The 16,665-nt window shown below is 56.4% G+C and carries 13 protein-coding genes; 10 read left to right on the top strand and 3 right to left on the bottom strand.

The annotated features are described in order from the left end of the window. Positions 1-198: 198 nt before the first annotated feature. From ACAW75_RS22060 to ACAW75_RS22030, 7 genes are all read left to right on the top strand, one after another. Entirely contained in the window at positions 199-2,493 is a 2,295-nt protein-coding gene (locus tag ACAW75_RS22060) for a polyprenyl synthetase family protein (protein WP_370730931.1), read from the top strand. 101 nt (positions 2,494-2,594) lie between these two features. Further along, positions 2,595-4,865: a lipase maturation factor family protein gene (locus ACAW75_RS22055; RefSeq protein ID WP_370730930.1), complete on the top strand. Its 2,271-nt coding sequence runs from the start codon at positions 2,595-2,597 to the stop codon at positions 4,863-4,865. Continuing rightward, positions 4,862-6,193 (top strand): glycosyltransferase, encoded by a 1,332-nt coding sequence (locus ACAW75_RS22050; RefSeq protein WP_370730929.1) that lies wholly within the window; start codon positions 4,862-4,864, stop codon positions 6,191-6,193. Before ACAW75_RS22055 ends, ACAW75_RS22050 begins: the two co-directional genes overlap by 4 nt. Next, positions 6,193-7,002 carry an FkbM family methyltransferase gene (locus ACAW75_RS22045; RefSeq protein WP_370730928.1) on the top strand — a complete coding sequence of 270 codons (810 nt, stop codon included), beginning with the start codon at positions 6,193-6,195 and terminating at the stop codon, positions 7,000-7,002. Before ACAW75_RS22050 ends, ACAW75_RS22045 begins: the two co-directional genes overlap by 1 nt. After that, complete coding sequence (locus ACAW75_RS22040; RefSeq protein ID WP_370730927.1) at positions 6,989-8,182, top strand: glycosyltransferase family protein; 1,194 nt, start codon at positions 6,989-6,991, stop codon at positions 8,180-8,182. The genes ACAW75_RS22045 and ACAW75_RS22040 overlap by 14 nt, the downstream gene beginning before the upstream one ends. Further along, complete coding sequence (idi, locus tag ACAW75_RS22035) at positions 8,179-8,721, top strand: isopentenyl-diphosphate Delta-isomerase (RefSeq protein WP_370730926.1); 543 nt, start codon at positions 8,179-8,181, stop codon at positions 8,719-8,721. Before ACAW75_RS22040 ends, idi begins: the two co-directional genes overlap by 4 nt. A gap of 3 nt (positions 8,722-8,724) precedes the next feature. Then, positions 8,725-9,609, top strand: a complete 885-nt coding sequence (locus ACAW75_RS22030) for an FkbM family methyltransferase (RefSeq protein ID WP_370730925.1) — start codon at positions 8,725-8,727, stop codon at positions 9,607-9,609. On the opposite strand, the gene bioA is transcribed toward ACAW75_RS22030, so the two are convergent. After that, complete coding sequence (gene bioA, locus ACAW75_RS22025; protein ID WP_370730924.1) at positions 9,591-10,919, bottom strand: adenosylmethionine--8-amino-7-oxononanoate transaminase; 1,329 nt, start codon at positions 10,917-10,919, stop codon at positions 9,591-9,593. The genes ACAW75_RS22030 and bioA overlap by 19 nt on opposite strands. Before the next feature lie 96 nt (positions 10,920-11,015). On the opposite strand from bioA, the gene ACAW75_RS22020 reads away from it, so the two are divergent. Together ACAW75_RS22020 and ACAW75_RS22015 are read left to right on the top strand one after the other, a co-directional pair. Then, positions 11,016-11,429 carry an Xre family toxin-antitoxin system antitoxin gene (locus ACAW75_RS22020; protein ID WP_370730923.1) on the top strand — a complete coding sequence of 138 codons (414 nt, stop codon included), beginning with the start codon at positions 11,016-11,018 and terminating at the stop codon, positions 11,427-11,429. 8 nt (positions 11,430-11,437) lie between these two features. Further along, positions 11,438-11,899 carry an RES family NAD+ phosphorylase gene (locus ACAW75_RS22015; protein WP_370730922.1) on the top strand — a complete coding sequence of 154 codons (462 nt, stop codon included), beginning with the start codon at positions 11,438-11,440 and terminating at the stop codon, positions 11,897-11,899. 82 nt (positions 11,900-11,981) lie between these two features. On the opposite strand, the gene ACAW75_RS22010 is transcribed toward ACAW75_RS22015, so the two are convergent. Beyond that, positions 11,982-13,259, bottom strand: coding sequence for a citrate synthase (locus ACAW75_RS22010; RefSeq protein WP_370730921.1), 1,278 nt, complete (start codon positions 13,257-13,259; stop codon positions 11,982-11,984). Between the two features lie 206 nt (positions 13,260-13,465). Between ACAW75_RS22010 and ACAW75_RS22005 the strand changes: the two genes are divergently transcribed. Continuing rightward, positions 13,466-14,137: a phosphoribosylanthranilate isomerase gene (locus ACAW75_RS22005; RefSeq protein WP_370730920.1), complete on the top strand. Its 672-nt coding sequence runs from the start codon at positions 13,466-13,468 to the stop codon at positions 14,135-14,137. 79 nt (positions 14,138-14,216) lie between these two features. On the opposite strand, the gene ACAW75_RS22000 is transcribed toward ACAW75_RS22005, so the two are convergent. Continuing rightward, entirely contained in the window at positions 14,217-16,646 is a 2,430-nt protein-coding gene (locus ACAW75_RS22000; RefSeq protein ID WP_370730919.1) for an endonuclease MutS2, read from the bottom strand. Between the last annotated feature and the right edge of the window lie 19 nt (positions 16,647-16,665).

Below are 16,665 nucleotides of genomic sequence, written 5' to 3'. Positions count from 1 at the left end.
GGAAATCGTACGTGTCAAATATAGAAAAAATGGTTAGTTGGTAAGGCTGCGATTGTGCCCAATCGAGCTGGTGGTAACGAGCCAGGTGCGTCACGTAGGGTAGTATGCCGCTGGATCGACCGTTTAAAAAATATAGAAAAAGGCCTAAGTAGTCGTACATATATTAGTAGGTACACCTGTTCATTCAACCAGCTATATATGCCGATATCTACTTCTAGGACAGCTACCGATAGTCAAGTAGGCCAACCATCCATAGAACCCAATAATTTTCCAACCGACTGGCCCGGCCCCGGTCCGCTGAACCTGGCGGTTCACGATCTGCCCCACGCCTCGTCTACGATTGAATGGTGGTATGTAAACAGTCACCTGACCTTATCCGACGGACGAGCCTGTTCGCTGTTTGCCTCGTTTTTTCAGTTAGCCGTCGGCCGCGATGAACAGACGGGCGCCTTGCAATTCGCCCACTCGATGACCTGGGCCATAACAGATGCCAGTGCCGGCACCTACCACAGCGAATCGCTGGTAGACCCGCTGGCTCCTGAAATTGGGCTGGAAATGCTGGACCAGGGCGACGAAACGACTGACCCCCTGCTACAACGGGCGTTGCGCGAGGTGCTGGTGAAGAAGAACGTACCCAGCCCCGACCGGCTCATGACCCGTCCGGCCGTGCTAAGCGGGGGGACCCTGTCGCTCGATTACGATGGCAACCGGTTTGTCAAACAACCAGACGGCCGGTACCGCCTGACGATTATGCATGCCGACGGACAGACGGGCTGCGATCTGTTCTTCGCGCCGCAAACGGCTCCTGTTCGGCACGGCGACGATGGCGTAGTGCGTGGTACGTCGGGCGAGGATATGTTCTACTACTTCATGCCAAACTGCATTGTTGAGGGGGAACTTACCCTGGCAGGCCAGCCTACCGCCGTGGCGCAGGCATCGGGCTGGTATGATCACGAGTTTGGTAAACCAACGACCGAAACGCCCCGGAAAGAGCTGCGGCACGACATTGCCTGGAACTGGATTTCGGTGCAACTGGTCAACGGCTACCAGATTAGTGCCTACGACCTGTATGATAACCTGGCCGACGGAGCCAGCTGTGGCCACTGGATCGTTGTGGTTGATCCTGCCGGTGCTGTGCAGCAATACGACAAGTTTACGTTGCTGCCGTTGCACAACTGGACCAGCACCCGAACCTTTACAACGTACCCAACGGCCTGGCAACTGGACATTCCGGCGGCGGGTATCAGCCTGTATGCCGACGCGGAATTTGCCGCCCAGGAGTTTGTGACCATGATTTCAAAGCCAGCCTTCTGGGAAGGTCGGATGCGGGTCAGCGGCACGTTTCAGGGCGAATCGGTCGTGGGCATGGGCTATGTGGAACGGAGCGGCTTCGGTACTATGGAGCAACTAAGTGATTTTTTCCGGGCCGTCACCAAAGAGACCCGTAAGGCCGTTCAGGCCCTGCTGCCCCTCACGCCGTCCGACGATCAGCTTTACAGCCTGGTCGCCACGAACCGGCACCACCATTACCTCGACGGGCTGAATCGCGACCAGTATAGCCGGACGTTGCTTAAGCCCATTCGGGAGATGGTGGATCGGGGCGGTAAGTCATGGCGATCCTACGCGGCGCTGGCCTGTATGGATGCGGTGGGTGGCAATTCGCAGTTGTTTGTGAACTGGCTGGCCTGGCCCGAACTGCTGCATACGGGTTCGCTGATCGTCGACGATGTGCAGGATCGGTCGGTGATTCGGCGGGGCGATGCCTCCTGCCATATGATTTACGGCGAAGCAACGGCGATCAATGCCGGCAATGCCTGCTATTTCCTCGGTGAACTGTTGCTGGCCAACTCCGCATTGACCGACGCCCAGAAGCTGGCCATCTATGCCATGTATTTCGAGATGATGCGGGCAGCTCATGCAGGCCAGGCAATCGATATCGATGGCTTCGACAGCCTGATGCCCGAGGTAGTGGCTTATAGTCGGGGTAGTCAGCTGGAAGAACGGATTCTGGCCGTTCACCGCCTGAAATCGGCAGTCCCGGCCCGGTCGTTGGCCGAGCTGGGTGTGGTGATAGCCGGTGGAAGCACCGCGCAGGCGGCTGCTTTGGGCGACTTCTTCGAAGCGCTGGGCCTCGCTTTCCAGATCATCGACGATGTGCTGAACCTGCGGGGTTTTGAAAACGACCTGAAAACCCTGGGCGAAGACATCATGTGCGGAAAAGTGACCATGCCTGTGGCCAAAGCCATGAGCCGGCTGCCCCTAACAGCCCGTCAGTCGCTCTGGCAAACGATTCACCGCAAGCCCCAATCGCCTGAGGTTGTGGCGGATGTGATTGCGACGCTGGAAAACTGCGGTGCCATTGATGCGTGCCAGCAACAGGCCAGCGAACTGGTCGAAGCTGCCTGGGCCCGACTCGATGAGCTCATCCCTGATTCGGATGTGAAGATCAAACTGCGGGCTTTTGGCTGGTATGTCTTGGAGCGACATTATTAAGCAGTCGTAGGCTTCTCGTCATTAAGCGGTCATTCATCGCAAAAGCAGTTCCGGCCAGTGAATGACCACTTAATGACGAGGAGCACCTAACCCACTTCACTATGACACTACACGTACCTGACGCCACCGTTGTCTGGGGCCTGTTTGTGCGGGCGCTGGGCGTGGTCTACCTGATCGCCCTGGCGCAACTGTACCAGCAGGTGCTGCCGCTGGCAGGGGCGCGCGGCCTTGCGTCGGTTGCCCAGAAACTGGCGCACATTCAGGCGCATTACCCCGGCTGGCGACGGTTTGCGTACTTCCCGACGTTGCTCTGGCTGAACGCCAGCGACCGAATGCTGAAAGGGATGGTACTGGCCGGTAGCGGTGCGGCCCTGCTGGTCATCTACGGTGGCCCTTACGCCCTGCTGGGCCTGCTGATCTGCTGGCTGGTATATCAATCGCTCGACATTGCCGTGGGCATGAGCTACCCGTGGGACTGCCTGTTGCTGGAGGCTGGTTTTCTGGCCCTCTTTCTACCCAATCTGCCTCCGCTGCCTCAGGTCGCTATGGCAAGCGCCCCGTTGCCCCTTGTGGCATGGGCGTACCGCTGGCTGTTTTTCCGGGTGCTGTTTGGCTTCGGGAAGTATAAATTTATGGGCGGCAGCCTGCTCGATAAGGGCTATTTCCAAAGCTTCATGGTCAACATTCCGTTGCCAACGTACCTGGCCTGGTATGCCTACCGATTACCCGCCTGGGTATTTCAGGCTGTGCTCTGGGTAGCTTTTCTGGTCGAAATCGTGTTACCATTCGGTGTGTTTTTTACGGGCGATACACGAATCGTGGTGGCGGTAGCAACGGTAGGGCTCATGATTGGCATTCAGCTCATCAGCAACTTCGGCTTTTTCAATGTGCTGACCATCGTGCTCTGCCTCACCCTGCTCGATCGGTCGGCGTCGTTGTTCGATACGTCGCTGGCAACGGTGATCACGCACCCGGTCACCTACACCGTATTGGGGCTTTGGGCGCTGGGTGGGCTGATCAACCTGCCGTTCAACAGCTGGTGTACGTTCACGTGGCTGTACTGGCCTTCGCTGCAAACCATTCGCCTGCCCGGCGTTCAACCGGTACTGGCCTTTTACCGGGCACTGCTTCGGTTTCGGCTGGTGCATACATACGGGGTGTTTCCGCCTACCAGTGGTCCGCCCATTCGTTGGGTGCCGGTGATGGAAGGCTCTCCCGACGGAGGACGTACCTGGCTGCCCTACGAATATCGGTACACACCCACCACCGAAACATCGCCGCCGCGTTTTGTAGCGCCCTATCACCCCCGCTTCGACCACGCCATTTTCTATGAAACGTATGGAACGAACGACGCCAATTTCATTTGGTCGACAATGGGCGGCGGCAATCCATTCGACTTTGCCCACAGTTCGACCATGGATTGCCTGATGCAGCAACTACTGATGGGCGAACCAGGCGCACAGGCATTGTTTCGGAACAGCCCGTTTAAGGCCGAAAACCTGCCCACTCAGGTACGGATGATGTTGTACCGGTTTCAGCCAACCACCTTCGCTGAACGTCAGAAAACGGGTCACTGGTGGCACAAAACGCTGGTATCGACCCATTTGCCTGCCACGGGGCCGAACAAACGCAAGCTAGATCAACGCTGGGCAATTCCTGAGAACTTCCACCCCGACGCTACGATCTGGCAGCAGCGTACACCGACGCTACAGGCCTTATTGGCAAACGCCAGCGATGACTCCGTCTGGCCCGCTTGGGTGGCCGCTACCAACGGATTATCGGTGGGGCTCGACGAGTTCTGGAACAAATGGATTGAGTCGATACGGACCGAAGGCCCGGTTTGGGCCAACATGCCCAATGCCGTCAGCCGAATGCGGGCGCGGTACACGGCCCGTGAACTACAGGACCTGGAAACGATGCTGAACCGGCTGGCGCTGTTGTTGCTTGCCCGCCTAAAACCGTACCTGTCGGCCGATGCGTCATCAAAACTAGCTGAAGGCGACCCGTTCAGGTTAGCGCTTTTTGCCCATCATATTATCGGGAAAGGATCCAGTGCCTACACGGCTGTGTGGCTGCATCCGGCCGGGGCAATGACCCATGCCACTGATTTCAACGCCGAAGAGAGTTTTTATTACCTGGGGCTTTTCTGGTTCGATACGCTGGTGTTTCAGGCCCGGAAACTTCGACTGGCCATTCAGATCTCGGAAGTAAAAGCGCTAGACGGCCTCCCCGGTTTTCTGACGATGATACCCTTCGTCAGCCAGCAATTTTATGATCCCGCCGATGAACAGCTACCAACCATGTCTCGCCACCCCGCTACGGGCCAATGGGCCATTGTTGAGCCGGCACCGGCACAGCACCACCAATCATGAACAAGCCATTTAGCGCAGGTACGTCTATTGTGGTGGCTACCTATGGCACCCTGGGCGACGTGTATCCGTATCTGCAACTGGCGATGGCGCTGAAAAAACGGGGCCACCGGGTAACGGTGGCCAGCAGTGAGCTCTTCCGCGAAACCATCGAAGCGCTGGAACTGGTATTCAGGCCGCTCCGCCCGGATGTGGCCGCTTCAGGAACGTCAGTGCCTGAACTTGGCCGTCGACTGATGGACCCAAAACGGGGTCCCGAGTACGTGTACCGCGAACTGCTGATTCCGAACGTTCGGGATTGTTACGACGATCTGATTGCGATGACAAGGGGTACCGACCTGCTGGTGAGCCACCCACTGGTATTGGCTGCGCCGCTCGTGGCCGAGAAAACAGGCATTGCCTGGGTGTCTTCGGTGTTATCACCTATCTCGTTTTTGTCGGTCGATGACCCGTCCGTGTTTAGCATTTCCGACTGGCTGACGCCCCAGCGGCTGGGCGCATCCACGCTGGGTACGTTCCTGATCAGGTTGTTACGGAAAGGCGTTCGGCAACGGTTGCGCTCCTGGTCGAAACCGATTCAGCAGCTACGTGCCGACCTGGGTTTGCCATCCGCTGCTGATCCGTTGCTCGATGGGCAACATGCCCCTGGTTGTGTGCTGGCGCTGTTTTCTCCGCTGCTCGGTGCCCCCCAACGCGACTGGCCTGCGCAGGCCCGGGCAACGGGGTTTCTCTTCTACGATGCCGCGCCGCTGCTTCCGCCATCAACCGCGCTGGCTTCGTTTCTGGCGGCAGGCCCGCCGCCGGTCGTGTTTACGCTGGGCTCGTCGGCCATTTTCGCGGCCGGTACGTTCTATGCCGAAAGCCTGAAAGCCGTTGGTCTGCTGGGGTGCCGGGCGGTATTGCTCACGGGTGGTTTTCCGCAGGAAGGGCTAAGCCAGGCTGTCGACAATCCAGACGTATTACTTGTTGATTACGCCCCCCATCAGGCGCTGTTCGACCAGGCGGCGGTAGTGGTGCATCAGGGAGGCGTGGGGACCACGGCGCAGGTGCTGCGGGCGGGTCGACCCATGCTGATTGTGCCGCATGCCCATGATCAGCCCGATAATGCTGTTCGGGCAAGGCGACTTGGTGTGGGGCGGATTCTTACGCCCCCCCACTATTCGGCCCGTCGTGTTGCGGCTGAACTGACGTACCTACTGACTGACCCTGTTTACCAGCAACATGCTGATCAGGTGCGTATCCAACTGGCGGCAGAAGACGGTACTGAATCCGCTTGCCTGGCCCTTGAAAACCAACTAGTCCGTCATAACCAACAACCTGTTCGAGCCTGATGGCCATTGCCGAGATAAGCCTCTTCAATGAGGAACCCATTTATTGCCTGCGGCCCAAAGAGGCAACGTACCTGGCTGGCGAAGTCAACGAGTACCTGACACACGGTATTCGGCTGAAGCCCGGCGACACGGTTTTTGATGTAGGGGCCAACATTGGTATGTTTTCGCTGTGGGTCTGTCGCCAGTGCCAGAACGACGTGACGGTCTATGCGTTTGAGCCCATTCCCGCCCTTGTCGAGGTGTTGCGGCTCAATGCCCAGCGATTTGCACCCGGTCGGCTACACGTCATGCCTTTTGGCCTGTCGCATACGCCTCATACGGCCCCGTTTACCTTTTACCCGAAAGCCACCGTCTGGTCAACGGCCTATCCGGGACTGGCTTATCAGGAGCGCGGGCAAACCAAACAGGCCACGCTGACGAGCCTCGAAACAGCGCCCCGCTGGGTACGTTGGGTGCCCGTAAAAATCTGGTCAGCACTGATCGACGTTGTGCTGAATCAGGTGATGCGCAAAACGCAGACCGTTGTCTGCCAAGTACGCACCCTGTCGGAAGTGATTGATGAACAGCAGGTTGCTACAATCGATTTGTTGAAGGTCGACGTCGAACATGGGGAGTTGGACGTGCTGCGCGGTATGGCTGACAGACACTGGCCCATGATTCGGCAGGTAGTGATGGAAGTGCACGCCATTGAGGATCGCCTGGAACAGGTCACGACGCTCCTGCGCGAACAGGGATTCAGTCAGGTGATCACCGACCAGCAGGGAGTGCTCAAAGGAACAAACATTTACATGCTCTATGCCATTCGCTGAGAACGACATGAAACGCGTCGATCTGTTGTATTTCGATGCGGCATCGGGCCATCGATCAGCCGCAGCGGGCTTGCAATCGGCTTTGCAGGCGGGTTATCCACACTGGCCTGTGCGGATGGTGAATATCGTGGATATCTTCGATCATCATCCTCGAATGGGGCCGCTGGTTCGCCGGGGGATCGACCGCTTCAACCGGCAGCTTCAAAAAGACAAGGTGTTCGACCTGAGCGGGCAGATCAACCTGTCGCTGCTCTTTCATGACTTGCTGGGCGAAAAAGGCAGGACGCAACTGGCCCGTTTCTGGGGCAACACACCGCCCGACGTTGTTGTTTCGGTGACGCCCATGTACAATCCAGCCTTGTTTCGCAGCGTTCGGTTACTGAATCCGGCGGCGGTATGCATCACCATCCCGGTCGATTTTGACGAGGCCAAACCACGCTACTGGTTTACGCCGAAAGTGCCGCAGTATTACCTGAACGCCACTGACAGGCTATACGACCAGGCGCGCGCTCTGGGCATTCCCGACAGTCATAACCTGCGCATTTCGGGCATGCCCGTCGATCCGGCCTGTTACCAGCTGCCACCTACCGATCGTGCTGACACGCTGCGCAAGCTGGGGCTCGATCCCGCGCTGCCAACGGGTTTTGTCTCGTTCGGCGGGCAGGGATGTTCGCTGCTCACGGACATTGCCGAAGCGGTGGCCGAGGCAAAGCTAGCCGTTAACCTGCTGTTTATGTGCGGCCGGAACGAAGCTGTTCGGGAAGCGATCAGCGGCTTACCAACACCTTATCCGAAAGCGGTAATGGGTTATACCTCAGAAACTCCCATTCACTACCTGCGCCTGGCCAATTTCGCCATTGGCAAGCCGGGGGCCATGACGCTCACCGAGGCCATGTTGACACACACGCCCCTGATTGCGCTGAAAAGTCGAGGGATGCGGTTGGTTCAGCGCGGTAATGAAGACTGGTTGCTCAATAAACAGGTAGGGTTGGTAGTGAATGGCCCCCGGCAGGTTGCATCGGCAATCAAACAAGTTGTAGTTTCGCCAGAATACCGGCAGCGAGCGGCTAAGCAAAGCCACCGGGGCGTGTTTGAGGCAGTAACACAGATCGGTCAGTTGGCTAACCAACTGGCCATATCGCCTCGGCGTCCGGCTGTAGAATCCGGTAACACTTTATGAATTCGAGCCCAACTTCATCGGCTGATCTACTGCTCGTTAATGAAAAGGACGAGGTTATTGGCACATCCGAAAAAATGCAGGCGCATTATGATGGGGTGCTGCATCGTGCCTTTTCGGTGCTGATCTTCAACGACCGCGGCGACTACCTGCTTCAGCAACGGGCGCTTGAAAAATACCATTCGGGTGGTTTGTGGTCGAATGCCTGCTGCGGGCATCCAACCCAGCCTGCCAACACGGCGAAGCAGGCCGAGCAGCGCCTGGACGAAGAGATGGGTTTTCGCACCGAGCTGTCGCCATCATTTAGGTTTATTTACCACGCCTCCCTGCCCAACGGCCTGACCGAACATGAGTTCGACCACGTCTTCACGGGGCAATATGATGGGGATATTCCGTTCAACCCGGCCGAAGTGATGGCTGTTCGCTGGATTAGCCGGGAAGCCCTACTGCGTGAAATGGCCGATTCGCCCGAGACCTTTACGGTCTGGTTTCACCTGCTGGTCGATCAACTGGAAAAAGGCTCAACTCAGCGCGCGATCTGACGAATGCAGCAGGTACGTTTACCCAATGGCCTGGAGGTATATGCCCTGAACCAGACGGAGCCGGGGGTACTTTATCACGAAATTTTTTCGATGGAATCGTACCGTAAAAACGGCATCGACCTGGCCGACGGGGCCTGCGTATTCGATATTGGGGCGAACATTGGTATGTACGCGCTGTTTCTGGGGCACTCGGTTTCGTCGCTGCGACTGTTCGCTTTTGAGCCGATTCCGGCCATTTTCGAGGTGCTGCAACGTAACCTGAGCAAGCTGCCCGAGACTGTCAGCCATAAAGCCCTGAATAGGGGCCTGTCTGATCGCGACCGTTCCGAAACGTTCACGTTCGATTCGTCGCTGAGCATGACGGCGGGCATGTATAGCGACGAGGTAGCCGGTAGCGTGCAGACCACCGCCAGTTCGTATGCGTGGCTACAGGCCATTGTGCAGGATGCCGCCCGGGTGAATCAACTGCCCGCCCAACTGGCCAGCAGGCTGGTGCGCTGGCTCGATACCCCTTACCTGCGCGTACCCACCCGCCTGCTGCTCGGCCTGCCGCTAACGACGCTTTTAGCCTGGCAAAAACGAAACACCAAAACGGTGACCTGCTCCTTGACAACGCTCTCGGCGGTGATCGAAAAGGAGCAGATCAGCCAGATCGATCTGGCGAAGATCGACGTAGAAGGCAGCGAATGGGACGTGCTGATGGGCATTGCACCGGCAGACTGGCCTAAGATTCGTCAGTTTGTGGTGGAAGTGCACGACATCGACCAGCGTACCCAGCGCATCGCCGATCTGTTTCGCCAGCATGGCTACCGGGTAACCGTGGCGCAGGAAGACTGGTCGCTGCACAAACTCATGAACATCTACACCGTCTACGCCACATCGACTTGACGCGTCTCGGCGGCCTGCCCATCCTGCAACGTATCCAGCAGCGCCAAAACTGCCTCATAGGCTAGGTGCAACTGTGCCTTCGTGGTGCAATAGGGCGGCATAAAATACAGCACGTTGCCCAGCGGCCGCATCAGCACGCCTTTTCCCAGCAGAAAATTGTAGGCCACATCGCGGATAGTATTGAAGTACGACCGGGCGGCGTTCCGTGTTTGGCCGTTCGTCACCAGATCGAATGCCAGCAACGTACCCCGCTGCCGCACGTTGCCTACCACTGGTGAATGACGCAGTATATCGGCAAAAGCAGCGTGCTCGTTAGCAATCCGTTGGATATCAGCGTCTCGCTCGGGCGTTAATAGCAGATCAAGGCTGGCAAGGGCGGCGGTGCAGGCCAGCGGATTAGCCGTGAAGGAGTGACCGTGGAAGAGCGTCTTCATCTTGTCGGTCGACAGGAACGCGTCGTAGATGGCGGCGGTGCAGGTTGTTACGCCCAACGCCATGGTGCCGCCCGTAATGCCTTTTGAGAGGCACATCAGGTCGGGTTGCTCAGTCAGGTAATGGCTGGCAAATAGTTTGCCGGTGCGCCCAAAACCCGTCATCACTTCGTCGGCAATGAGCAGGGTGCCCTGGGTACGTGCCAGTGCGAACAACTCGTTTAGTACGGCGGGTTCATACATGTTCATACCGCCCGCGCCCTGCACCAGCGGTTCCACGATGAAAGCCGCCACTTCGTCGGTGAACAGCGTCTGGGCAAGTTCGAGCACCTCAGCTTCACGGCCGGGAACCGGCACGGGCAGGTACGTTACGTCGAACAGGAACGGTGCAAAAGGCGCGGTAAAGGCGCTGCGTCCGCTAACGGCCATGGCGCCAAACGTATCACCGTGATACGCATCCTCGAAGGCCACTACTTTCAGGCGTGGCTGACCGATATTATGCCAGTATTGAAACGCCATTTTCAACGCCACTTCGACGGCTGTCGAGCCATTGTCAGAATAGAAAACGCGGCGTTGATTGGTGGGCAGAATCGGTAGTAATCGCTCGGCGAGTTGTACGGCGGGTTCGTGCGTGAAATCAGCGAAGATGGCGTGTTCCAGCGTGTGTAGTTGAGCCGACACCCGTTCGGCAATATACGGATGCGCATGACCGTGGATATTCACCCACCACGAGGAGATCATATCGAGCATTTCGCGGCCGTCTTCCAGGTACAATACCGATCCTTCGCCGCGAACAACGGGAATGGGTATCGGCGCGGTTTGCATCTGCGTAAACGGATGCCAAATCACCGCCTGATCACGTTGAGCAAGTGTAGTCATTCCGCAAAGGTAATTATAGTGCCCTTGCCATCAGCTACAGCAAATTGGTCGAGTGACTAATTTCACTTATCTTTAAGAAATAATTCACAAGTACGTATGGCCACCCCTGCTATTGCTAAACCGATTTCTGCCCATTTCTCGCCGTTTAGCGTCGTCAGTTCATCTCGTCAGGGCATACCTCGTTCGCAGGTAGATGAAGTAGCTGGTCTGGTTGGACTGACTGATAAGGAAATGGCGTTTGCACTAAGCATGACGCCGCGAAATCTGCACCGGCTTAAAGAAGATCAACGCTTTGGTATTGAGGCATCCGAACGGCTCATCTTGTTGAAAAACGTGTTATTGCACGCTCTGGATACATTTGAAGGTCGCTCATCGACCGTTTTGACGTGGTTACGGACGCCAATCAGAGAATTAGCTAATCAGGCTCCACTGCAACTATTGGATACCGTAACGGGCTTTGGCTTGGTGGACGATGTATTGGGCCGGTTAGATTACGGCCTGCCTGCCTGATCGTCAACATGCCTACTGTTTACCGCATCATCAGGGACAAATTTCGGGATACGCCTTTATCGGTTGAAGGAAGCCGTCTATTTGGTGGACGCTGGAATCCCAAAGGAACCGGCGTTTTATATACCACATCAACGCCCGAGTTGGGTTTGGTTGAGACACTGGCCCATGCGCCGGGTATACGGTACGAAGAGTTGCCTACATACTGGGTCTTCTCAATCGACGTACCTGACGACATTCGCTATTATCACCGCGACGAATTGCCTGATTACTGGCAGGAGGATACCTACGAACGTACCCAGCAGTGGCTTATAGATTGGTTAACAAATCCGGATTGCCTAGGGATAGCAGTTCCGTCGGTGCTGGTCCCGCTCTCGTACAACATTATTCTGCATCCAGCTTATCCGACATTCCCGCAAGTCCGTGTACTAGCGCAGGAGATTCAGCCCATAGACCGACGACTGAGGCGGTAATATCGGTTAAATGATCTGTTACAAAAAAAGGGTAGCTAACCTTCCGATTAGCTACCCTTCCTGTATAACTGATAACTGTTTCCTACCGCTCGCCGATGGCTTTGAATTCGCGGAGGGTCGAACCGGTGTATATCTGGCGTGGCCGGCCGATGGGCTCTTTCTGCTCACGCATTTCTTTCCACTGGGCAATCCAGCCGGGCAGGCGGCCAATGGCGAACATCACCGTAAACATGTTGGTTGGAATGCCCAGCGCGCGGTAGATGATACCCGAATAGAAATCGACGTTGGGGTACAGCTTGCGTTGTACGAAATACGGATCGTTCAGCGCCGCTTCTTCCAGCCCTTTGGCAATCTCCAGCACAGGGTCATTTACGCCCAGTTTGCTCAAGACGTCATCGGCCGCTTTTTTGATGATCTTGGCGCGTGGGTCGAAGTTTTTGTACACGCGGTGTCCGAAGCCGAACAGCCGGAAGCCCGTTGTTTTGGCGTTCTTGGCCATGTCGATGTATTTGGCCACGTCGCCGCCGCCTTCTTTGATCTCCTCCAGCATCTCGATCACTTCCTGGTTGGCGCCCCCATGCAGTGGGCCCCACAGCGCGTTGACACCCGCCGCAATCGATGAGTAGAGGTTGGCTTGTGATGAACCGACGAGGCGCACCGTGCTGGTCGAGCAGTTTTGTTCGTGGTCGGCGTGAAGGATCAGTAATACGTTGAGGGCTTCGGCCACAACGGGATCAACTTTATACTCTTCGACTGGCAACGCGAACATCATGTTCAGGAAGTTGGCGATGTAGTCGAGTTCGTTCTTGGGGTAATTGGTGGGGTGACCCTGCGACCGTTTGTATGACCAGGTGGCAATGGTGGGTAACTTGGCCATCAGGCGGGTAATGTGCAGGTCTGTATTCTTCCCGTCCTGTGAATCGGGATAAAATGCACTCATGGCGTTCACCAGCGACCCAAGCACGCACATGGGATGCGCATTGACCGGAAAACCGTCAAAGATTTTCCGCATGTCTTCGTTCACCAGCGTATGCCGACGAATATCGGTAGCAAAGGCTTCGTACTGCTGTTGCGTAGGGAGTTCACCGTAGATCAGCAGGTACGATACTTCCAGAAACGACGCTTTGGCAGCTAAATCTTCAATGGAATAACCGCGGTAGCGCAGGATGCCCTCCTCGCCGTCTAGAAACGTAATGGCACTTTGAGTAGCACCCGTATTCTTGTACCCCCGGTCGAGGGTAACGTAACTTGTTTGGTCACGGAGGTTGGAAATATCAACGGCTTTCTCGTTTTCAGTTCCTTCCAGGGTGGGGAAACTATACGATTTACCGTCTACGATCAGTTCAGCGGTGCTTGCCATACGTGCGTGCGGGTGTAAAGAATGTCAGCGTTAATGGGTTGTATGCTTGTAAAAAGATAACGGGCGAAATTAGCACCAAAAGCAATCGAAAACCCTGTTCAATCGCCGAAATGTTCAAGGATGGGAGCGGTTGGTTATACAACGCCAAATGTAAGCAAGCGGTTTCTACACCCGGCATCAATACGGCGGTTTGCTACATTTGCTTCATGAATCTATTGCCCCGCGTAAAAATATGCTGCATCAGCAGCCCGCAGGAAGCACAACTGGCTATCTCGATGGGCGCCGCTGCGCTAGGGCTGGTTGGCCCGATGCCCAGCGGCCCCGGCGTGATCACCGACGAGCAGATTGCCGCCATTGCCCGGCTGGTGCCGCCGCCCGTTGCTACCTTTTTGCTCACCAGCGAAACCGCCGCCGACCAGATCATTGCGCATCAGCAACGCGTACAGACCAATACCGTGCAGATCGTTGATGCGCTGCAAACGGGCGACTATGGCCAGATCAGGGCTGCTTTGCCTGGTATCAGACTCGTGCAGGTGATCCATGTGAGCAATGAACAGTCGGTAGCCGAAGCCCTCCGCATTGCGCCCCATGTCGACGCGCTCTTGCTGGATAGCGGCAATCCGAACCTGACAATCAAAGAGTTAGGTGGAACGGGGCGTGTTCATGACTGGGCGTTGAGCCGTCAGATACGCGACCAGTCGCCCGTGCCGATTTTCCTGGCGGGTGGTTTGCGGCCCGATAACGTACGGCAGGCCATCGAAGCCGTTCAGCCGTTTGGCCTCGATCTGTGTAGCGGCGTTCGCACCAACGGACAGCTCGATCCGGTGAAACTGGCGGCTTTTTTTAAAGAGATAAGGGGCGAGAGCGTGAAAGAGTGAGTGGTGAACGAGCGAATGGCGCTCTGCTATATTCCGTTTCGTATGTCAGCGAAGCTCTTTCGCTCGTTCACCATTCGCTCTACTTCATCTTCACCAGCGTAACGCCCTGCCCACCGCGATCGGCGTGTTCATCGGCCATACTAGCCACCTGTTTGTACGAGCGCAGGTGATTGCGGACCAGCTGACGCAGAATACCATCCCCTTTGCCATGCACGATGCGTAGTTCGGGGTAGCCGAGCATCAGGGCGCTATCCATGAACCGGTCGAGTTCACCAAGCGCTTCTTCGCCCCGGCGGCCACGGATGTCGAGATTAAACGAGAAGTTCATCATCTTCTCGTTCAGGTCCATACCCTGGCTACGGGGCGTTTCCCGAATACCCACGGCTTCCCGGTACGCTTTGCGGCTCACCTTCTCCAGGCGGTTCAGCTTTATGTTCGATTTGAGATCACCAATGCGAACTTCGGCGTCTTTTCCCCGAATGGCCAACACCTCGCCAATCGTTGTTTGCCCGTCAATACGCACGAAACTACCCACGCCGATGGGGCTGGTATCATGCTCGAATTCCTCTTCCGGCTCTTTCGGCTTGGCTGGCTCAACAATGACCTCCGGTTTCAGCTCTTTCTGGTCAAACTGCTGTAGGTCGGCACGTACCTGGCGGGTCGCTTCCTTGTCGGCACTGGTCTCCTTAATTTCCCGAATCGTGTTCTCAATCTTCTGATTAGCCTCCTGGACCAGTGCCTTCGCCTTGGCTTTCGCCGTGTTGAGCAACTGTTTCTGCTCGTTGTCGAGCTTTGTTTTCAGGGCGGTGTATTCGGCCAGTTGCTGGGCTACTTTGCGCTGCTTGATGCTGATGTCGAGGTTCTTCTCCGAAAAAACGCGCTTCTCGATGTCCAGCTCTTTCAGCAACTTCTCGAAGTTCACCTGCTGGTTGCCCAGTTTCTCTTTAGCCCGGTCAATAACCGCATTAGGCAGGTTGATTTTCCGGGCAATTTCAAACGCGAACGATGAGCCCGGGCGGCCCATTTCCAGCTCATAGAGCGGCTCCAGCTTCTCACCATCGAAGCGCATGGCCCCGTTGATGAGCCCGGGCGTTTTATCGGCAAACACTTTCAGGTTGGTGTAGTGCGTATTGATGACGCCATACGCGCCCGACTTGTTGAGCTCTTCCAGAATCGCTTCGGCAATGGCGCCGCCCTGACCGGGTTCGGTACCCGTACCAAACTCATCGATCAGGAAGAGCGTACGTTTGTTTGCGCTGACCAGAAACTTCTGCATGTTGGTCAGGTGCGACGAATACGTACTCAGGTCGTTCTCCAGCGACTGTTCATCACCAATGTCGATAAACAGGTTCTGAAAGACGCCCATGTCTGAATACTCGGCCATGGGCACCAGCAACCCGCACTGCATCATGTATTGCAGCAGGCCAATGGTTTTCAGGGCAATCGATTTACCACCGGCGTTAGGCCCCGAAATAATCAGAATGCGTTCGGCAGACGTTCCGGGCTGTTCGTCGAGGCGAATGTTGAGCGGGACAACGCTCTTCTTCTGCTTCTGGTGCGAGAGGTACAGCAATGGATGGCGGGCGGCAGTCCAGTTCAATACGGGCCGGTTCATCACCTGCGGCATGCCAGCCTGTAATTCACCCGCCAGCTTCGCTTTGGCCCGAATAAAGTCGATCTGCGCCAAAAAGTTGATCGCCTTACCCAGATCGGGCAGAAACGGACGAATCTGATCCGTTAACGCCAGCAGGATCCGGTATACTTCGCGGCGTTCTTCATACTCCAGTTCGCGCACTTCGTTGTTGCCGTCGAACACTTCAGCCGGTTCGATATATACGGTCTTACCCGTGTCTGACTCATCATGGATGAAGCCGCGGATCTTCCGTTTGTGCTCGGCGGCCAATGGAATAACCAGGCGGCCACCACGAATGGTCAGGCCCAGGTCGTCGGGAATCCAGCCTTGTTGGCGGGCGGTGCGGAGCATGCCATCCAGCTTCTTGCGGAGGTTCGCCTGCTCTGAAATGATGCGCCGACGAATGCTGGCCAGCTCGGGAGAGGCGTTGTCGCGTACGTGGCCCCGGTCGTCGATGACGCGTTCCAGGGCGGCCAGCAGGTTCTTGTCGACCGTGACAGGCTGGGCCAATTCGGCCAGGTAGGGGTATTGGCCTTCTTCCTGATTGGCCAGGAAGCGCAGGCAATCCTGAATGGTTTTCAGCGCCAGTTTCAGGTCGAAAAACTCGTCTTCCATCAGCGTAATGCCTTCCACGCGGGCCTTCTGAAGCTGAGGGCGCACATCGAGGTAATTGCTCTGCGGAAAATCGGGTTCGTACTGAACAATCTGCGTAAACTCGTAGGTCTGACGCAGCAGTTTATCAATCAGTTGATGATTGTCGGAGAAGCGAATTTTCTCCACGTAATCCTGTCCCAGCGGCGAGATGCAGGCCTGCCGCAGCAGCTCGCGGATTTTGTCAAAACCAAGTTTTTGTTCGAGGGTATTGGGGTAAAGCATTCAGGCGTCAAGGCCTTTC

Source organism: Fibrella arboris (genome assembly GCF_041321095.1).
Taxonomy (GTDB): Bacteria; Bacteroidota; Bacteroidia; order Cytophagales; family Spirosomataceae; genus Fibrella; species Fibrella arboris.
The sequence above is the reverse complement of the archived record's forward strand: the minus strand, read 5'-3'. Positions and strand labels throughout refer to the sequence as shown.